The sequence below is a fragment of the Paenibacillus sp. J22R3 genome (assembly GCF_056269305.1).
In genome coordinates, this window is sequence record NZ_JBWDNS010000001.1 from 437,857 (window position 1) to 454,769 (window position 16,913).

General features: G+C 49.8%; 9 protein-coding genes. 7 read left to right on the plus strand and 2 right to left on the minus strand.

The window, feature by feature from the left end; translation table 11 throughout:
• Positions 1-38: 38 nt before the first annotated feature.
• On the minus strand, positions 39-668 hold the full coding sequence (locus tag AC0YN4_RS02005; protein ID WP_475780785.1) for a hypothetical protein: 630 nt from the start codon (positions 666-668) through the stop codon (positions 39-41).
• Positions 669-788: 120 nt separating this feature from the next.
• On the opposite strand from AC0YN4_RS02005, the gene AC0YN4_RS02010 reads away from it, so the two are divergent.
• The 6 genes from AC0YN4_RS02010 to AC0YN4_RS02035 all read left to right on the plus strand — a co-directional run bounded on the left by AC0YN4_RS02010 (position 789) and on the right by AC0YN4_RS02035 (position 7,408).
• Positions 789-2,252 (plus strand): sulfatase family protein, encoded by a 1,464-nt coding sequence (locus tag AC0YN4_RS02010; RefSeq protein WP_475780786.1) that lies wholly within the window; start codon positions 789-791, stop codon positions 2,250-2,252.
• A gap of 128 nt (positions 2,253-2,380) precedes the next feature.
• Positions 2,381-3,382: a copper amine oxidase N-terminal domain-containing protein gene (locus tag AC0YN4_RS02015; protein ID WP_475780787.1), complete on the plus strand. Its 1,002-nt coding sequence runs from the start codon at positions 2,381-2,383 to the stop codon at positions 3,380-3,382.
• Positions 3,383-3,581: 199 nt separating this feature from the next.
• The gene (locus AC0YN4_RS02020; RefSeq protein WP_475780788.1) at positions 3,582-3,911 is read left to right on the plus strand and encodes an ArsR/SmtB family transcription factor; all 330 of its coding nucleotides are present in this window, start codon (positions 3,582-3,584) and stop codon (positions 3,909-3,911) included.
• On the plus strand, positions 3,908-4,306 hold the full coding sequence (locus AC0YN4_RS02025) for an SRPBCC family protein (protein WP_475780789.1): 399 nt from the start codon (positions 3,908-3,910) through the stop codon (positions 4,304-4,306). Before AC0YN4_RS02020 ends, AC0YN4_RS02025 begins: the two co-directional genes overlap by 4 nt.
• A gap of 111 nt (positions 4,307-4,417) precedes the next feature.
• Positions 4,418-6,673: an ATP-binding cassette domain-containing protein gene (locus AC0YN4_RS02030; RefSeq protein ID WP_475780790.1), complete on the plus strand. Its 2,256-nt coding sequence runs from the start codon at positions 4,418-4,420 to the stop codon at positions 6,671-6,673.
• Positions 6,674-7,060: 387 nt separating this feature from the next.
• Entirely contained in the window at positions 7,061-7,408 is a 348-nt protein-coding gene (locus AC0YN4_RS02035) for a CD3324 family protein (protein WP_475780791.1), read from the plus strand.
• Positions 7,409-7,470: 62 nt separating this feature from the next.
• Here AC0YN4_RS02035 and AC0YN4_RS02040 read toward each other — a convergent pair whose 3' ends face one another.
• Entirely contained in the window at positions 7,471-13,404 is a 5,934-nt protein-coding gene (locus AC0YN4_RS02040) for a discoidin domain-containing protein (RefSeq protein ID WP_475834979.1), read from the minus strand.
• A 601-nt stretch (positions 13,405-14,005) separates the two neighbouring features.
• Between AC0YN4_RS02040 and AC0YN4_RS02045 the strand changes: the two genes are divergently transcribed.
• Entirely contained in the window at positions 14,006-16,897 is a 2,892-nt protein-coding gene (locus tag AC0YN4_RS02045; protein ID WP_475834980.1) for a discoidin domain-containing protein, read from the plus strand.
• Positions 16,898-16,913 lie beyond the last annotated feature (16 nt).

Below are 16,913 nucleotides of genomic sequence, written 5' to 3' on the forward strand. Positions count from 1 at the left end.
TCAGTCATGTATATGTTTATAGGCGGACTCCATCTAGCTCAGGGAGTCCGTCTTAGGTTAGCAGGTATAAAGATATTGATAAGCTTGGTTAACAGCCGGAAATGGTCCCATTCTATTAGCACAACTAAAAGCTCATTACCTATATCCGAGAAGAAGAATCTTTTCCCGCAGCCATACGTTGCGAGCAAATCCGAAAAGATCTTAAAAATCTCGATACTCATCCAGTCGTCTTGCAAGGTAAGCGAATAACGATGTTTTGTTCCATTAACGTTAAAGGCGATCCAGCACTCTCCGGTTTCAAAATCCACGTAATCCTGAAGATCAGTAACCCTTATGTACGGTGCAACCATTTCAGCAATACGCATCATTTTCAGTACATAATCCCCATGATCCTCAATACATTCACGATCGAAGCACCATACGTCATTACTCAGGTAGGAGTCAGTCATGCCGTCTTCTTCCTCTCCCATAAACACTAAGAGGTGGATATAGGGGTGTTCTTCATATTTTGTGATTTCGTTGAAATCCAATCGTTTCTTATAGTCAACATTTGGTTTCAGCGAAATGCCTAATTCCCTTAGACGTAATAGTTGCTCTTCGACTGTAAGGCGAACTACAGGAGGCTTTTTGGCAGCCAATCTCTTAATGCGATTAAATAATCCATACATATTCTGGTATCCCTCCTAGCCTAACTATAGTTTAAGAAGCATTAGTATGTAAAAGGAAGATTGAATTTACTCACGAATAGTTTCTATTGAAGCAAAGGATGGAGAAGGAGCGGGTAGACGATGAATGAACGAAGACCCAACATCATTATTTTCAATCCGGACCAATGGCGGGGCAAGGACGTAGGCTGCCTTGGCAATCCGGTTGTTCGAACGCCGCATACCGATGCGCTTGCCGAGGAGGGAGTTGCATTCTCCCAATGTTTTGTCCAGAACACGGTATGCACGCCGAGCCGTTGTTCATTCATGACCGGCTGGTATCCCCATGTAAGGGGGCATCGTACCATGCATCATATGCTGTCGCCGGAGGAGCCTTTTCTGCTTCAAGAGCTCAAGGATGCCGGGTACACGGTGTGGTGGGGCGGCAAAAATGACGTCGTTCGAGTGGAGCATCAATCGGAAGTTTGCGATGTTCGTGTGAAGCCGGAAGATGTTAGTTATGACCGCGTCGCTCCTTCCCCTATGGAACAGGACGATCCGCTGTATTACACGCATTATCGGGGTAAAGTGGCGGAACATGAGATTGTTAGCAACGATGATGCGCTCGTTCAGGCTGCCATCGATTTTCTGCAAAGCGGCCCTCAGGAACCGTTCTGCATTTGTCTTACTTTGCATGATCCTCACGTGCCTTTTCAAGTAGAGGAGCCTTATTATTCGATGTATGATCGCGAGCAGCTACCGCCGCTGATTCCATTGCCGCCAGAGGGGACCAAGACGAGACATCTGGATGAAATTCGAACTCGCATGAATTTGGACGGTCTATGCGAAGCAGACTTCAAGGAAATCCTCGCCGTTTATTACGGCATGATTACCAAAACGGACGCAGCACTTGGCAGGCTGACGGATGCACTTAAGCAAACCGAGAACTGGGATGACACGGCAGTTTTTGTGTTTAGCGACCACGGAGAATACGCAGGGGATTACCGGATGGTTGAAAAAACGCAAGTGACGTTCGAGGATGACCTGACTCGCGTACCGCTTGTCATCAAGTATCCTGCTTCGATACCGGTTCCGAGCAGAACGGTGCCGGTGGATGCACTCGTGGAACTGATCGACTTCTATGCAACGGTGGCGGAGCTCGCTAAGCTTCCGAAGCGGCACACTCATTTCGGAAAATCACTGATTCCTATTAGCACAGGTACAACAGCCGAGCACCGGGAGCATGTCTTCTGTGAGGGGGGCGCATTGATAGAGGAGCCGCATACGCATGAACCCAAACCTGCTCCGTCACATGTGTATTGGCCGCGAGTAAGTGTGCAGTCCGACTATATCGAACAGCATGGCAAAGCAGTCATGATTCGCTCCAAGTCGTGGAAGCTTGTCCGCCGGTTGTATGAGAGAGATGAGCTATATCATCTAGCAGCAGATCCTGATGAGCTGCACAATGTCATTGACGACAAGGACTTCACGAACATTAGGTTGCAAATGACAGAACGAATCGCAGATTGGTACTTGGCGACAGGGGATGTCGTGCCTTATAAGCTAAATCCACGTTCTGCGAGGGAGATCGTGCCGGAATATGTATGACATTCCTCCATGTCCCAATCTCTTAATAAAATGGGACAAGCAACCATTTCCGCCTTTCACTCGTCTAACTATGTAATCCCGGATCGGATTACATGCCGATCCATTACGATGGTAAGGAGTGGTAAGGTATGAAACAACAACTTGCAGCTGCGTTAGTAGCGACTACGGTTATGGCCGGCACATTATTCGCGCTGCCGGGCACAGAGCAGGCTCATGCGAATGCAGCCGCTGCAGCCATTCAAATTGAAGTATTGGGGAAGGCCGCCTCGTCGGATGCAGCACCAATTGTCGACAAAGGTCGAGTGCTCGTACCGCTGCGCGCGGTTAGTGAAGCATTTGGCGCAATTGTAGAATGGAATGCCAAGACGAATACAGCTGTCGTTCGTAAATGGGGCGTAACGGTCCGTTTCACGACGTTTAGCAATGTTGCAGTGGTCGAACGAAATCAGCCCGGCGGTGTGAACAAAGTGACGGAACGGATTGATGCACCTATGAAGCTGCATGGCAATCGTGCCTATGTACCGCTTCGTTACTTGGCTGCCCAATTCGGATATTCCTCCGATTGGCATGACCGGACCGTGTTCATTTCATCGTATATCGGCAAGAAGAAACACGATACGCTGAATCATGGCACCTTGGCCGAAGCTCGTCAGGTTGCGGTAGGGCTCAGCTACAGTCCGCAGTATGCGTCCAAACCTTTGATTGCCGAGAACGTCGGCGAGGCGGACGGTTCAACGATGCTGTTTCGGGAAGGGGAAGCATTGCGATTCATCCGCATCGATGGGAATCTTGCACAACAGATGGAAATCAAAGACGACCAAGCTGTTGTCACTTGGGCCGGTAGATTAGCCGGGCCGATCGAGGATCAGCTTCGTCTCTTTATGAAGGGAAAATGGACGAACAGCGTCGGCACAGCACCGAAACCGAGCGGCGATTTCATCTATTATAACAGCGGCATATTCGGTGAAACAGGATGGACCGAATACGGGGTGGTGAATGCCGAAGGAGCGTTCACGCAGACGGGCTACAAGCATTATGGGTTTGGTGAGGTGGATACCGAGACTGGAACGCTGGAAATCGCCAAGCCGGGCGAGAAGCGCACAGACACGGTTGGCCAAACAACTAACTAAAGATTTCAACGTCAGTAAGGAGCAGATCAAATCGATCTGCTCCTTTACTGCATGAAATCATACCACCTTGCTTAATGAGTGATGGACGTACATAGTAGTCGCAGGGCACTCTGTTGACTTGATACCAAATGATATCCTATAATAAACACGTCACCAAATGGTGTCCAATACGACAGTCAACAAATTAGGAGAGGGTGTTGTGAGCGAGAACAACCAGTTGCGGGATACGTTTGACGCGATTGCTGATCCAACCCGCCGCCAATTGATTCGACTGTTGGCAGAGGCAGAGGAATTGCCGCTCTACGAATTGACGGCGCAGTTCCAAATGGGACGAACAGCGGTATCCAAGCATTTGACCATTCTTAAAGAAGCCGGACTCGTACTTGACCGGAAAGTCGGCAGAGAAACGCGCTTTCGATTAAACGCCGAGCCACTCCGGGAAATTCAGAACTGGGTTTCTTTCTACAGTAAATTTTGGAACACGAATCTAATTCGTTTGCAGCATCTATTAGAGGAGGAAGAAGAATGAGTTTCACATTAAATCTAGACTATCAATATACAGCAACCATCGAGAAGGTATGGAGCGCTCTAACCGATCCAACTAAACTTGCAAAGTGGGTCATGGAGAATGATTTCCAGCCCGTTGTGGGTCATCGTTTCCAATTTCGTCAGAAACCGACTGAATATTGGGATGGAATCGTGGAAGGCGAAGTGCTTATCGTAGATGAGCCAAGCACGTTGTCCTATACTTGGGGAACCGGGTCGGAGAAACACACGGTTACTTGGACGCTGCAGGACCTGGGGGAGGGCAAGGTTAACCTTCATCTTGAACAAACAGGAATCTCCAATGAACAAGCCTACAATGGCGCTAAGTACGGCTGGGGTGCAATGCTCGGTCAGCTAGTTAAGCTGTTTGAACAGTAAATCGTACAGAGAACCCTTCGTAAACCCGAAACGACATAAACCGGCTGCATATTGCATGAAGCCGGTTTATGTCTGCTTCGGTCAATGAACATGACCGGGAGGAGTATGAACATGAACGAATCAAATCAAGAGTATATCGTCATCTCAGGCGCCAGGGAGAACAATCTCAAGAACGTCTCCTTGCGAATTCCGAAGCGTAAAATCACGATCTTCACAGGGGTATCCGGATCTGGTAAATCATCGATCGTCTTCGATACGATCGCTGCAGAATCGACGCGTCTGCTGAATGAGAATTTCAGCATGTTCGTGCGGACCTTCCTGCCTAAGGTTCCGCAGCCTGAAGCTGACGCCATCGAGAACCTGAGCATGGCTGTAATTGTAGACCAGAAGCGGCTGGGCGGCGGCTCTCATTCCACTATGGGCACGATAACCGACATTTCGCCCATTCTCCGACTTCTCTTCTCGCGGGCGGGACAGCCTTATGTTGGGCCTGCGAATATGTTCTCGTTTAATGATCCGCAAGGCATGTGTCCCGAGTGTAACGGGATCGGCCGCAGCATGATCGTGAACATGAGCAAAGCGTTGGATATGTCTAAATCGCTAAACGAAGGAGCGATTATGCTTCCGGATTACAAAGTGGATGGCTGGGAAATAAACATGATTCAACAGTCGGGGTCATTTGATGTCGACAAGAAGCTGAGCGAGTATTCGGATGAGGAATTGGAACTGCTCCTTTACGCGAAGGCGCGTAAAGTCGAAATGGATTTCGCCGGGAAAGCGATGAATATTACGGTGGAAGGCGTCATCGAGAAATTTACGAATAAGTACATTAAGCAAGATGTGAAGACAAAGTCCGAGCGTACGCAGAAAACCGTTGCACCGTACATCATCGAAGGCACCTGCTCCGGCTGCCACGGTGCGAGACTTAGTCAAGCCGCGCTTAGCTGCAGAATTAACTCCTATAATATTGCAGAGTTGTCCGCCATGGAAGTCGGGCAGCTTATCCGAGTCGTTCGGGAAATTGAGGATCCTGTAGCCGCTCCGGTAATCAAATCACTGACCGAACGGCTTCAACATCTCGTCGATATCGGACTTGATTACTTGACGCTGGACCGCGAGACGGATACATTGTCCGGAGGCGAATCGCAGCGCGTCAAAATGGTCAAGCATCTGAGCGGCAGCCTTGTCGATGTCACCTATATCTTCGATGAGCCAAGCGTTGGTCTGCACCCCCGCGACGTTCATCGGTTAAATGAATTGCTTCAGAAGCTGCGCGACAAAGGAAATACCGTCATTGTCGTCGAACATGATCCCGATGTCATCAAGGTGGCAGATCACATCGTCGACGTTGGGCCTAATGCAGGCAGTCGCGGCGGGAACATCGTGTTCGAGGGCAGCTATGTGGGCTTGCTGGAGTCTGGTACGCTGACAGGTAACCATATGAAGCGGCCGCTCCAATTGAAGCAGAGTTGCAGACAACCTTCCGGCAAGCTGTCCGTTCAGAACGCGACGCTGCATAACTTGAATAACGTAAGCGTAGATATTCCAACCGGTATTCTGACTGTTGTTACAGGTGTCGCCGGCTCGGGCAAGAGTACACTGATTAACGACGTTTTCCTAAGTCAGCATTCCGATGCGATCGTTATCGATCAGTCGGCGATCGGTGTTTCGTCACGATCGAATCCAGCGACCTACACAGGCATAATGGATGATGTGCGTAAGGCATTTGCTTCCGCGAATAAAGTCAATCAGGGCTTGTTTAGCTTTAATTCCAAAGGTGCTTGCGAGAACTGCCAAGGGCAGGGCGTTGTGTCAATCGACCTTTCTTTCCTGGACAGCGTGGATCTGCCTTGCGAGGTTTGCGGAGGCAGACGGTTCAAGGAAGAGGTGCTTGAATATAAGTATAACGGCAAATCGATTGCAGATGTGCTGGAGATGACCGTGGAGCAGGCGCTGGAATTTTTCGAACTCAAAGAAGTCGTCCGCAAACTGCAGGCAATGAGTGATGTAGGGCTTACCTACATTACTCTGGGACAACCGATGAGTACGCTATCCGGCGGGGAATGCCAGCGCATCAAGCTGGCAAGCGAACTGCATAAGAAGGGCAGTATCTACGTGATGGACGAGCCGACGACCGGACTGCATATGTCCGATATCGCTCATCTTCTGGCGATCATGAATCGCCTCGTGGATGCCGGTAATACGGTGATCGTGATCGAGCATAACCTTGAAGTGATCAGCCAAGCCGATTGGATCATCGATATGGGGCCGGACGGAGGCAGCAGAGGCGGTCAGCTGGTGTTCGAGGGAACACCTACTCAGATTACGCATGCGGAGCCGTCCATTACGGGCAAATACTTGCAGTAATCGAGCGATTCTCGATTGAGATTGACCCCATTCACGCGAAAAAACAACTATACCCGTTCTTTCACTTGTCTGCACGCTTCCGGATATGCGTTAATATAGATGTCGGGCCCGACAAAATCTTCATGAAAGGAGCTGATTCAGTTGAACAAGCACACGGAGGTGGCTTTCGCCTAAAGCGAAGGTCACCATAAAGAGGGAGGCCTTCCGGCCTCCCTTTTCTTACAAGAAGAAGAAGACGGATTGAGACGTCTTCACTTATAATGAGTATGAAAGCACGATTATCATGAACGATCGTGTTTTTTCCATATTAATGAGAGGGGGAAGGAAACGTGAACAAATCGCATTCAGATGGCGTTGCAATGGCCGAACCGATTAAGGAGGTTTACGTTGAATTACAAGAACGGAAGAGATGTGCTTCCCCCTAGACTGTTGGAGGAGCTCCAGAGCTATATTCAAGGCGAGCTGATCTACATTCCGAAGCAGCAGAACGAGCGCGCCGCTTGGGGTGAGAAGAGTGGATCACGCGTCATCATCGGACAGCGTAACGAGGAGATCTACCAGCGCTACTCGAACGGTAGTACCGTACAAGAACTTGAACGACAGTATCACCTGTCCGGAGATAGCATTCGCAAAATCATCATCAAACTGCGCAGCGCTTCCGCTTTCCCTCTGGATGAGGGAGACGTTATTGAAGCGGCTACCGCGTATGAAGCGATACAAGCAGGTAAACATTGAAGGAAACAAACAAGCTGACATCGGTTGATCCCGATGTCAGCTTGTTTTCTTTACCTATACGATTAGTAAACTTCCAGTTCGAACAAGGAGTACCCATACTGCGTATTGCGCTCAGTACCGTGAACTTTGACAAAACGAGCCTCGGCAGGAGCGATGAAGATGTTGTCGATACCGCCGTCACCTTTAGCCGTAGTATAAACAGTGGTCCAGCTCTCACCGTCTTGCGATACTTCGATGGTGTAAGCTTTCGCGGAGGCATTCTCCCAATTCAAGAGTACGCGGCTGATCGTATTCGTTGCGCCAAGGTCGACGCTGATCCATTGTGGATCGCTGAATGCCGATTCCCAGCGAGTGCCTTTGTTTCCATCAACAGCACGCTCGCCGCCTTGAAGTGCACCTTCTGAAGTAGCGGTGTTCTTGTTAAGCGCAAGGTTCAACCCCGTTGTAAGGGGCTGTACCACGGAAACTGACGCGTATCCCAGTGATTGAACCGTTACTACATAAGGATTTGCTTCCGTGAACAATTCCGCATGAAGTGTGATTTGGCCGGCAGTTACCGTGTACTGATCCTCACGAAGAGCAGCGCCGTTCAGCTCAACTGTGTTCATTGCGGTTCTCCAAGCTGCATCATCCGTAAACGTGATGTCGATCGGTTTACCGAGTGTGTTATCTGTCGTGTCTGCCGTCAAAGCAGGACCCGCAAGCGGAGCCTTGTCACCGGCATAAACCTCGAATTCCCATAATGAGAAGCCATATGGAGAACCACGTTTGATTCCGTTCATCTTCACGAATTTGGCTTGGACAGGAGCAAATGAGATATCATCGATACCGCCATTGCCATTGTCCGTGTCGTATACAGTCGTCCATGTTTCTCCATCTAAGGAGACATCAATGGTGTATGCTTTACCGAAAGCATTCTCCCAGTTCAGTACGACACGATTAATCGTTTTCGCTGATCCGAGGTTGATGCTCATCCATTGATTGTCGGCAAATGCCGATTCCCAGCGGCGATCCAAGCGACCGTCAACGGCATCAGCGCTTGAGCGGTGATACTCCGGTGAAGAAGCTGTTTCTTTACCGAACGCGAGGTTCAGCGGGTTTGGATTCGAACCTGGGTCCGGATTGGGGTTCGTATCTGGATTTCCAGGCTGATCTTTGGCAGTGACATTTTGTTGAACAGATGCTTCTGTGTAATCTTTCGCTTGAACCGAGATCAAATATGACTTGGCTGACTTAAACAAGGAAGCGTCAAAAGAAATTTGACCCGCATTCACTTGATAAGAAGAAGCATTAATCGTTGTGCCGTCGATCTTGACGGTTTCGATCGCGTTTCTCCATGCTGCATCGTCACCAAAAGTAACTTCGATTGGCTGTCCAACTACAGTGTTGGTTGTATCGGCCGACAGCTCCGGTGCACTCGGCAGACCGTTACCGCTACCGTACACTTCAAGCTCCCACAACGAGTAACCATAATTGGTTGTCCGTTCTGTGCCGTTTACTTTAACGTAACGCGCAGAGATAGGGGAGAAGCCGATATCGTTGACGCCGGGCTTTCCGGTAGTTGTGGTATATACCGTTTGCCAAACCTTGTTATCCGTGGAGACTTCCACCGTGTAGCTCTTACCGGCTGCATTCTCCCAGTTCAGAAGAACGCGGCTGATGATGTCTTCCTCTCCGAGATCGACCGTGATGGATTGCGGGTCGCTTGAGTCGGACTCCCATCTCGTTGCTTTGTTTCCATCCACCGCATAGCTGCTCGCTTGATTCGGCGTGGACGAGGTAAACGTCGGTTTGCGCAGGGCAAGGTTAACGTTCGAGCTGGTTACAATCGGCTGCTGAATGCTGGTCATGACGAAACCATTCGATTCGACCGCAATGTTGTAGTTGCCGGCAGCAGGGAATAGGGAGCCGTCCAGCGTAAGCTTGCCAGGCGCAACTTCGTATTGTGCGGCGGAAATAGGCTTTCCGTTAACCTTCACGGTCTGAATCGCTGTTCTCCAATCTGCAACATCTTCGAAACCAATCTCAATCGGCTGACCCGCACGGTTCAGCGTCGAATCGGCAATCAGATCCGGAGCATCCAAGCTGCCGGCAGGGGTTCCGAATACTTCCAGTTCCCATAGGGAGTAACCGTAGTTCGTCGTACGCTCTGTACCTTCAACTTTGACGAACCGCGCATTTACGGCAGGGAACGTGATATCATCGATACCTTCATGACCGCGGGTAGTCGTGTAGACAGGTGTCCACTGTTTACCGTCTGTTGATACGAGCACCTTGTAGCTCTTACCAGCCGCATTTTCCCAGTTTATGCGAACATGGCTGATGCGATATTCGGACTTCAGGTTCACGGCAACAAACTGCGGATCGCTGAATGCGGATTCCCAGCGCGTATCCAATTTGCCGTCAACCGCGTAAGAGCCCGGGTTATTCGGTTTGTCCGACGTGAACGTAGGCTTGTTCAGGGCCAGGTTAACAGTCGAGTTCGTGATGACAACTTGCTGTACGCCAGTGTCTGGATAATCGGTTGCCTTCACCACGATCGAATAGCTGCCTTCAATCGGGAACAAAGTGCTGTCCAGGGTGATTTTGCCGGCTTGTACGATGTAATCCGATGGGTCTAGCGCTGCACCATTCACTTGAACGGAGTTAATGGATTCGCGCCACTTGAGATGATCGGCAAAAGTCAGCTCAATCGGCTGCTTGATCATATTGCTCGTCTTGTCGGATGCAAGCACAGGAGCTGCGTTCGCGTCCAAATCCGTCACTTTCGTCGGATCGACTTTAACGAGGGATTTCGGACCGACTTTCGCCGAACCCGTTACACCTGCAGTATTATGGAAGGTTACCGTAATGGCTTTGTTGGTTGGGTTCCATACCTCAGCCGTGTAAGTGGTCCCTTTCTTATAAACGGAGGCGCCCGTCCAGCCGCTCGCCCAAATGTCCTCCGTGCGAGTACCGAGCGTTGCCATGTTGTGAACGAACCAATAGGTGTTGAAGATTTCGTTCTTCTGCGTGTTCTCTACCGTAAACTTATCGAGCACCGCTTGCGGATTGCTCAATGCTTCGATCGGCCATACGATATGCTGCCATGCATCTTCAGGACCTTTGTTATCCTTTACCATACCGTTGTACAAGTCCGCTGCTTTGGCTGGATCAAAACCATAGCTCGTTAAATATTCGCCGGTTGGCAACCAGTGGATACCGTAAACATTGACCGGATTTCCGCTGAAGAAGGTACCGAAGTTATAGGCACTTCCGTATACTTGACCTACTGATTTGTGAGCGAACTCCGGCAGCCAATTGTCGTTATCATAGTTGTACCAGTATTGCTCGACAGCCTTCAGCTCCGTTGTGAAGCCATAGATGGAGATATCGCGAGTAGCTTTGTCTCCGGACAGTAAGCTCCACATATATTCGCCTACCCAGCCGAACAGGGACTCGCCGGCAGCCTCCTGATTGTTCCCGTTGTTGTTGTCTCCATAACCGCCGGCCCATGAATGGCCTTCGTAAGGATCAAAGTTGCGGAGGAACGGATAGAGTGGATCTTCCTTGGACGGATTGGCATAATCCCGAATAAGGTGCTCAACCATGCCGCCATAATTGTCCTTGAAGTCTTGATCGTAAGTCGCGAGCACGGCAGAAGCGAAGACGTAGTAACCATAGGTAAAATGATGGTCCGTCAGGCCTGTATTGGCGCCGAATTCACTGTTCTTGTAATACATTGTGCCCCAAGTCGGATCGTAATACATGAAGTAATCCGGCTCGCCTTTGGTATACGTGTACCAATCCGTTAAGATCGTTCTCAGTCGGGAGAGGAATACTTCTTTGTACGCTTGGTCTCCGATTTGATTGGCGATAAGTACGCCCATTGCCAGCGGATGAAGTACTTTGCCTTGCCAGTAAGCATCACCGGACATGATGTTCTTGGAAGTCGATTCATCCAGGTAGCTTAACTGCTCCAGCAGCGCCTCCCGGGAATACGAAGCATCTCCCGGCTCCGTGAATTGCGGAACAATTCCGTTAAACTGATCCTTTGTCGTGAACGAATTGCCTTCATGAAGCTTCAGCGTTCCGCGAATGGATGGATAAGAGAGAGGAGTCAGGGCCGAAGTGGTTTGCTTCCATTGGTGCGGGAGCAAGGCCATCAAGGTCGTTGGTTCCATATCCGAACGTTTCTGATCGATCTCCACATTGAAGGTTGTAACTACTTCTGAGGTATTCTCCTCGAAGCTTGGCGTTACGATCGTATTCGTAACGAACGCGTAACCATGCTTATAGAAGTAGTTCAAGTCGCTTGCGGCAGGCATCGATGCTACGGACAAGTAGTTTTGTCCGCTTCCCAGACGAATCTTCACTTTGTTGCCGACTTTCATGAAGACAGAGCCTACCGGCGCGAATACACCATAGTTACGGGTTACTTTATTCGCTTGCGGAGAGCCGTCGACATTCGTCACAGCGAAACCGATATGATCCGCTGTCAACGCAGCACCTTCAGCTGCGAGAACCGCATTGCCATTGTCATCATAGAAGCGGGTGGACACTGGGAAATACAACTCCGATGTCGTCGGGTCGCTGAATTCCGAATACAAATATGGCGAGCCTTTGACGAATGTCGTTGTCATTTTCGGTGTATCATTGTCGCTCAATGCTACAGTCGCGGACCAATCCCCATAACCTGTAATCTTGTTCTTGACGTTGGTGGTGCTGATGTTGCCGGCATGCAGGTAAAAGTCCGGTCCGCCATCAGCCGCTTGCGAGTTGCCTGTATCATTCACCCAACCCGCGCCTGGATTCAAGATTCCGAGACCGAGCGTGGAGTACTTGGATTTCAGAGGAAGCGTAATCAAACTGTCACTGAAATTCTTGATTAAAACCGATTGCCACCAATCATTCGATGGAATTGGGGCATTCAGTTCATCCGACTTGTTCATCGGCGGACGGGGCTGCGGCATATCGATATCGCTTGTTAGATAACTGCCTTTACCGACATTAACCGTCGAAGAAGTAGGAAGAGCGGGAATCGTATATGCCGGCTTCGGATCTCCGTTCACGTAGTCGTAAACGCTGAAATTGAATAAGGAGTAGCCATAGCTGGTCGTGCGGCTAATCCCTTTCATTCTTACATAACGGCCGCTTGCATAGACCGGCGTATCCATCCAGCCATCTTGCCCGTTCATTTCACGGTAGATGGTTGTCCAATTGGCAGCATCATCGGACACCTGGAGATCGTAGATGCGTCCCGCTGCATTTTCCCAGTTAAGGCGGATGCGGCCAATATCATGTACACGGCCAAGGTCGACATAAATCCACTCATTGCTCGTATGAGCGGAGGACCATCTGGTCGTCACATCACCATCGTTGGCATTCTCCGGCGGCATAGCCGGTTTATCTTTGTCTGCTTTCTCATAAGAGGAAGCCGTGACTGGTTTATTCTTCGCCACATCCTCACTGAGTACGACAGGAATCGGATTCGTTCCACCTGTGCCATAAACCTCAAATTCAAAAAGCGATACGCCATAACCGCCGCTGCGCTCGAGCGATAGCATACGGACATATCGTCCCTGACCGGATAGGCCGATGGTATCGGTTCCGCCGTCGCCTTTGGCATCCGCATAGATGTCTTTCCACTCTGTTTCGTCGTCGGACACTTGAATCTTGTACGACTTGGAGTAGGCATTCTCCCAACGGATGACGGCCTTGTCGATCTCGGCATGGGCACCAAGGTCTACATAGATCCACTGTGGATCCGCGCTGAACGCACTGCCCCAACGAGAATCCAAGCTGCCGTCAACTGCTTTCTCAGGCGTTAAGCCGCCTTCAGTTGAAGAAGCATATGCCGCTCCTCCATAGGTAAGAAGGTGCGAAGCCTCAGCTCCCTTAGCACTGGCTGCTGCAACGATGGATCCGTTCCAGGAACCGAGAAGCAAGGAGAGGGTGAGCACTGACTTGGTTGTCAGGGGCATCTTCCTACGAACCTTTCTTGCAAAAGAACTCATTCCACCAATTCCTCCTCTTATTGCGCCTCATGGGCTCGTTGAATGACATTTCTCGACAGATGAGAAATATCCAAATCCCGGAAATAGAATGGGATTTTTTTCAGCGCAATTATATCCCGTGTCGAATTTGGTTCACAATGAGCGTCACAGCCTACTCCGGAGATGCAAATAGGGCTATGTGCTTATGGGTACAGGAGTGGATCACGTTTAATAGACCTAATTTAATTGTCAAATTATAGAAAACCGTTCGTTGATCATGTTAACTTTTAAGGCGATTAGGAATAGCATTTAAAGTCAATACGTATTGTTATCACTCTCCGAGACGCTGTGGGTCTACGGACCTTAATGCCGTATTGCCTATGCAATAGGTCATAATAAACAATTTTAAGAAATCTTAATATAGTTTCCTGCCAATAATTAGTCAAAACATCCTGTATTGGTGAATTCAAGAGACATTTGTAATAGGGTGAATTTCATAGTTCCAGACCATGCTCGAATCGAAATTTACGCTTCCTTCTCATAAAATCGTTCCACCTCCATAAGCTATTATTTGGGTAATGGAAGCGTTGTCAAAATGGATAGGAGAGGTGAATTAACGAGGATGAAAAAGGGTGAGCGTGTCAGAGTGATTTGGCTTATTATTGTGGCAATGGTGGTTACGTTAACCGTGACTATCGTTCCGACAGAAAGGAGTTACGCCGCGACGCAGGCTACATATTACGTCAATCCGTCAGGTGGCAGCGACAGCAATAATGGGTTGACGACAGGAACGGCGTTCGCAACGATTACGAAGGCAAGGGATGTCATTCGGTCGATTAACGGCAGCATGACGGGGGATATTTATGTTTATCTGATGAACGGCACATATCCGCTCAGCAGTACATTAACGTTCGGTACTTCCGATTCCGGGACTAACGGTTACCAAATCATCTACAAGAACTATACAGGTGCAACCCCTATTGTAAGCGGCGGCGTTGATCTGACAACCGGATGGACACTTCATGATGCAGGCCAGAACATTTACAAGAAAACAGGGGTCAATTGGAACTTCAGGCAGCTTTATGTGAATGACTCGCGAGGTGTCAAGGCGCGAAAACCAAATTTGACGGACGATGCAACGGGCGGGCCTTACTTAAACGCTACTAACAGCTCTTATCCGTATACAGTAAATGCGGCAGATATCGGTTCTTGGGCAAACGGCGGTACGGCCGAAATGGTCGTTGTAGGCCATTGGAGCCAGCATCGCGGAAGAATCGCAAGTTATGCCGGGAACACCGTCTCGTTCAAATCTCCAGAGAGCGGCTTTGCTTATAATCACCATAACCAAGGCTCGTCGCCTTATTTCTTCGAGAATGCTTATGAGCTGCTGGACGCGGCAGGCGAGTGGTTCTTGGATACGGCTGCCTCGACGCTCTACTATAAGCCTCGCAGCGGCGAGACTATGAATACGACGACGGTCTTTGCACCGAAAGTAGAGACGTTGGTTCAATTTCAAGGCAGCAGCGGAACAAGTAAAGTGCACGATATTCAATTTGTGGGCATTACATTCAAATATAGCAACTGGTTGGCGCCCAGCTCCTATGGCTACGTAGATTCGCAAGCCGGGTTCCGGTATCAAACGATTGGCGGCGGTTCCAATTCAGAAATTCGGAATACAGCTAGATATTCCTCGGCTTTGGGCATGGTGCAGCTGAAATATGCGAGCACGATCACGCTGGAATCTAACGCTTTTCAATTCGCCGGCGGATGGGGCATCATGGGGAACGAGGGAACCGATCATACGCTGATTAAGAGCAATTCGTTCTATAAGAATGCCGGTGGAGGCATAGCACTTGGTGTCGCCGGCGATCAGTGGGATGAACAGACGGCTATGGACGGTCAGAGCGCCTACGATTCGATCCTGGATAATACCATTGATTCTGTCGGACTTGATTATGCGGATATGGTCGGGATCGGTGCGATGGTCCCGAATAACATGACCATTGGTCGTAATGAAGTCAAGAATCTGCCTTATACGGGGATTACGATCGGGTGGAACTGGCAGGATTATGAGCATGGCATGACGGATAATATCGTTTTCGGCAATAACATCCATCATGTGGTTCGGCTTCTCGATGACGGCGGCGGGATCTATACACTGGGCAAAATGGTCGGGTTCACCCGATTTGATGCCAACTACATCCATGATCTATCCGGTTCGGCCTATAACGGTGGATATCCGATTTCGGCAATCTATTTCGACAACGGAAGTGCGTACAAAACAGCGGAGAGAAACGTCATCAACAACGCACCGCAAACGATATTTGCCAGCAACCCGCCTAATCATGATAATTTGATACAGAACAATTACAGCAACTCGCCGTGGGGAAATTGGAGCGGCAGCAACGTGTTCCAGAGCAATACGACTGTCAGTAATCAAAGCTGGCCGCAAGGTGCAATAGACATCATGAACGCGGTTGGCCCGGGAGGATCAGCCCAGAAACCGACACCTCCTACAGCACCGCCTCCAGGTCCAGTCGTATTCAGTGATAACTTTAACGATAATACAATTGGGGCTTCATGGACGACATATGGCGGAGCATGGAGCGAAACATCGCAGACGCTGAAGCAAACCTCAACGGCAAACGGCGATCCGCGCAAAGCGATCGTGAGCAATGGTGGTCTCGCCACTTCTACTGATTATACGATTACCGCTAAGGTTCGGGTCGACAACTGGACGGACGGCGATTATGCACGCGCTGGAGTGGGACTTTTCACAGGATCTTCTGACGGCAAAGGGTATAATCTCGTATTCCATCAGAATCATAGCACGATCCAGTGGCTGAATGACGAAATCGCATGGGGCACAAGCTACCCCTTCACTTGGAGCAACAATACCTGGTATTGGTTTAAAATGAGCGCCTCCAATGGGACGTTGTACGGAAAAGTATGGCAGGACGGTACAAGCGAGCCGGCGAGCTGGATGTATACGCAGTCTTGGAGCGGCAGAACGGGGTATCCTTCCCTGAACGGAGGCAGTACGAATACCGGAGGTTCCACGGCTTCCTTCGACGATGTTACGGTAGAAGGACCTGCGAGCACGAACAAGGCATTGAACAAAACAGTTAACGCCTACTATATTGATGGCAGCACCGCAGCGCTTCAACCGGGCGACTCTGTGGTTTATGCGACGGACGGCAATACGTCTACGAAGACACAAGCTACGAATCAATGGCGGTGGATGCTGCGCTTGGATCTTGGCGCGTCTACCAGCATCAATCGCATCAAGGTCATAATGCCGGTTACAGCATATGCGACTGCATTCGATATTCAGACTTCGACGGATGGAACCTCCTATACAACCGTCAAATCCGTAACGGGATTCGGTGGAGGGGCAAGTGACAACACCATAACGGCCACAACCGCAAGGTATGTTCGCGTTGTCGCGATCACACCGAATGGTCCGGGTCAGACGGGGGGGCAGATGGCGATATCTGAGGTTGAAGTGTATTAGCTGCTGAGTCAGCCGC

Excerpts from the sequence above, each read along its gene's own strand:
- AC0YN4_RS02005 (WP_475780785.1), bottom strand. The coding sequence starts at position 668 with ATGTATGGATTATTTAATCGCATTAAGAGATTGGCTGCCAAAAAGCCT.
- AC0YN4_RS02010 (WP_475780786.1), top strand. The coding sequence starts at position 789 with ATGAATGAACGAAGACCCAACATCATTATTTTCAATCCGGACCAATGG.
- AC0YN4_RS02015 (WP_475780787.1), top strand. The coding sequence starts at position 2,381 with ATGAAACAACAACTTGCAGCTGCGTTAGTAGCGACTACGGTTATGGCC.
- AC0YN4_RS02025 (WP_475780789.1), top strand. The coding sequence starts at position 3,908 with ATGAGTTTCACATTAAATCTAGACTATCAATATACAGCAACCATCGAG.
- AC0YN4_RS02030 (WP_475780790.1), top strand. The coding sequence starts at position 4,418 with ATGAACGAATCAAATCAAGAGTATATCGTCATCTCAGGCGCCAGGGAG.
- AC0YN4_RS02040 (WP_475834979.1), bottom strand. The coding sequence starts at position 13,404 with ATGAGTTCTTTTGCAAGAAAGGTTCGTAGGAAGATGCCCCTGACAACC.
- AC0YN4_RS02045 (WP_475834980.1), top strand. The coding sequence starts at position 14,006 with ATGAAAAAGGGTGAGCGTGTCAGAGTGATTTGGCTTATTATTGTGGCA.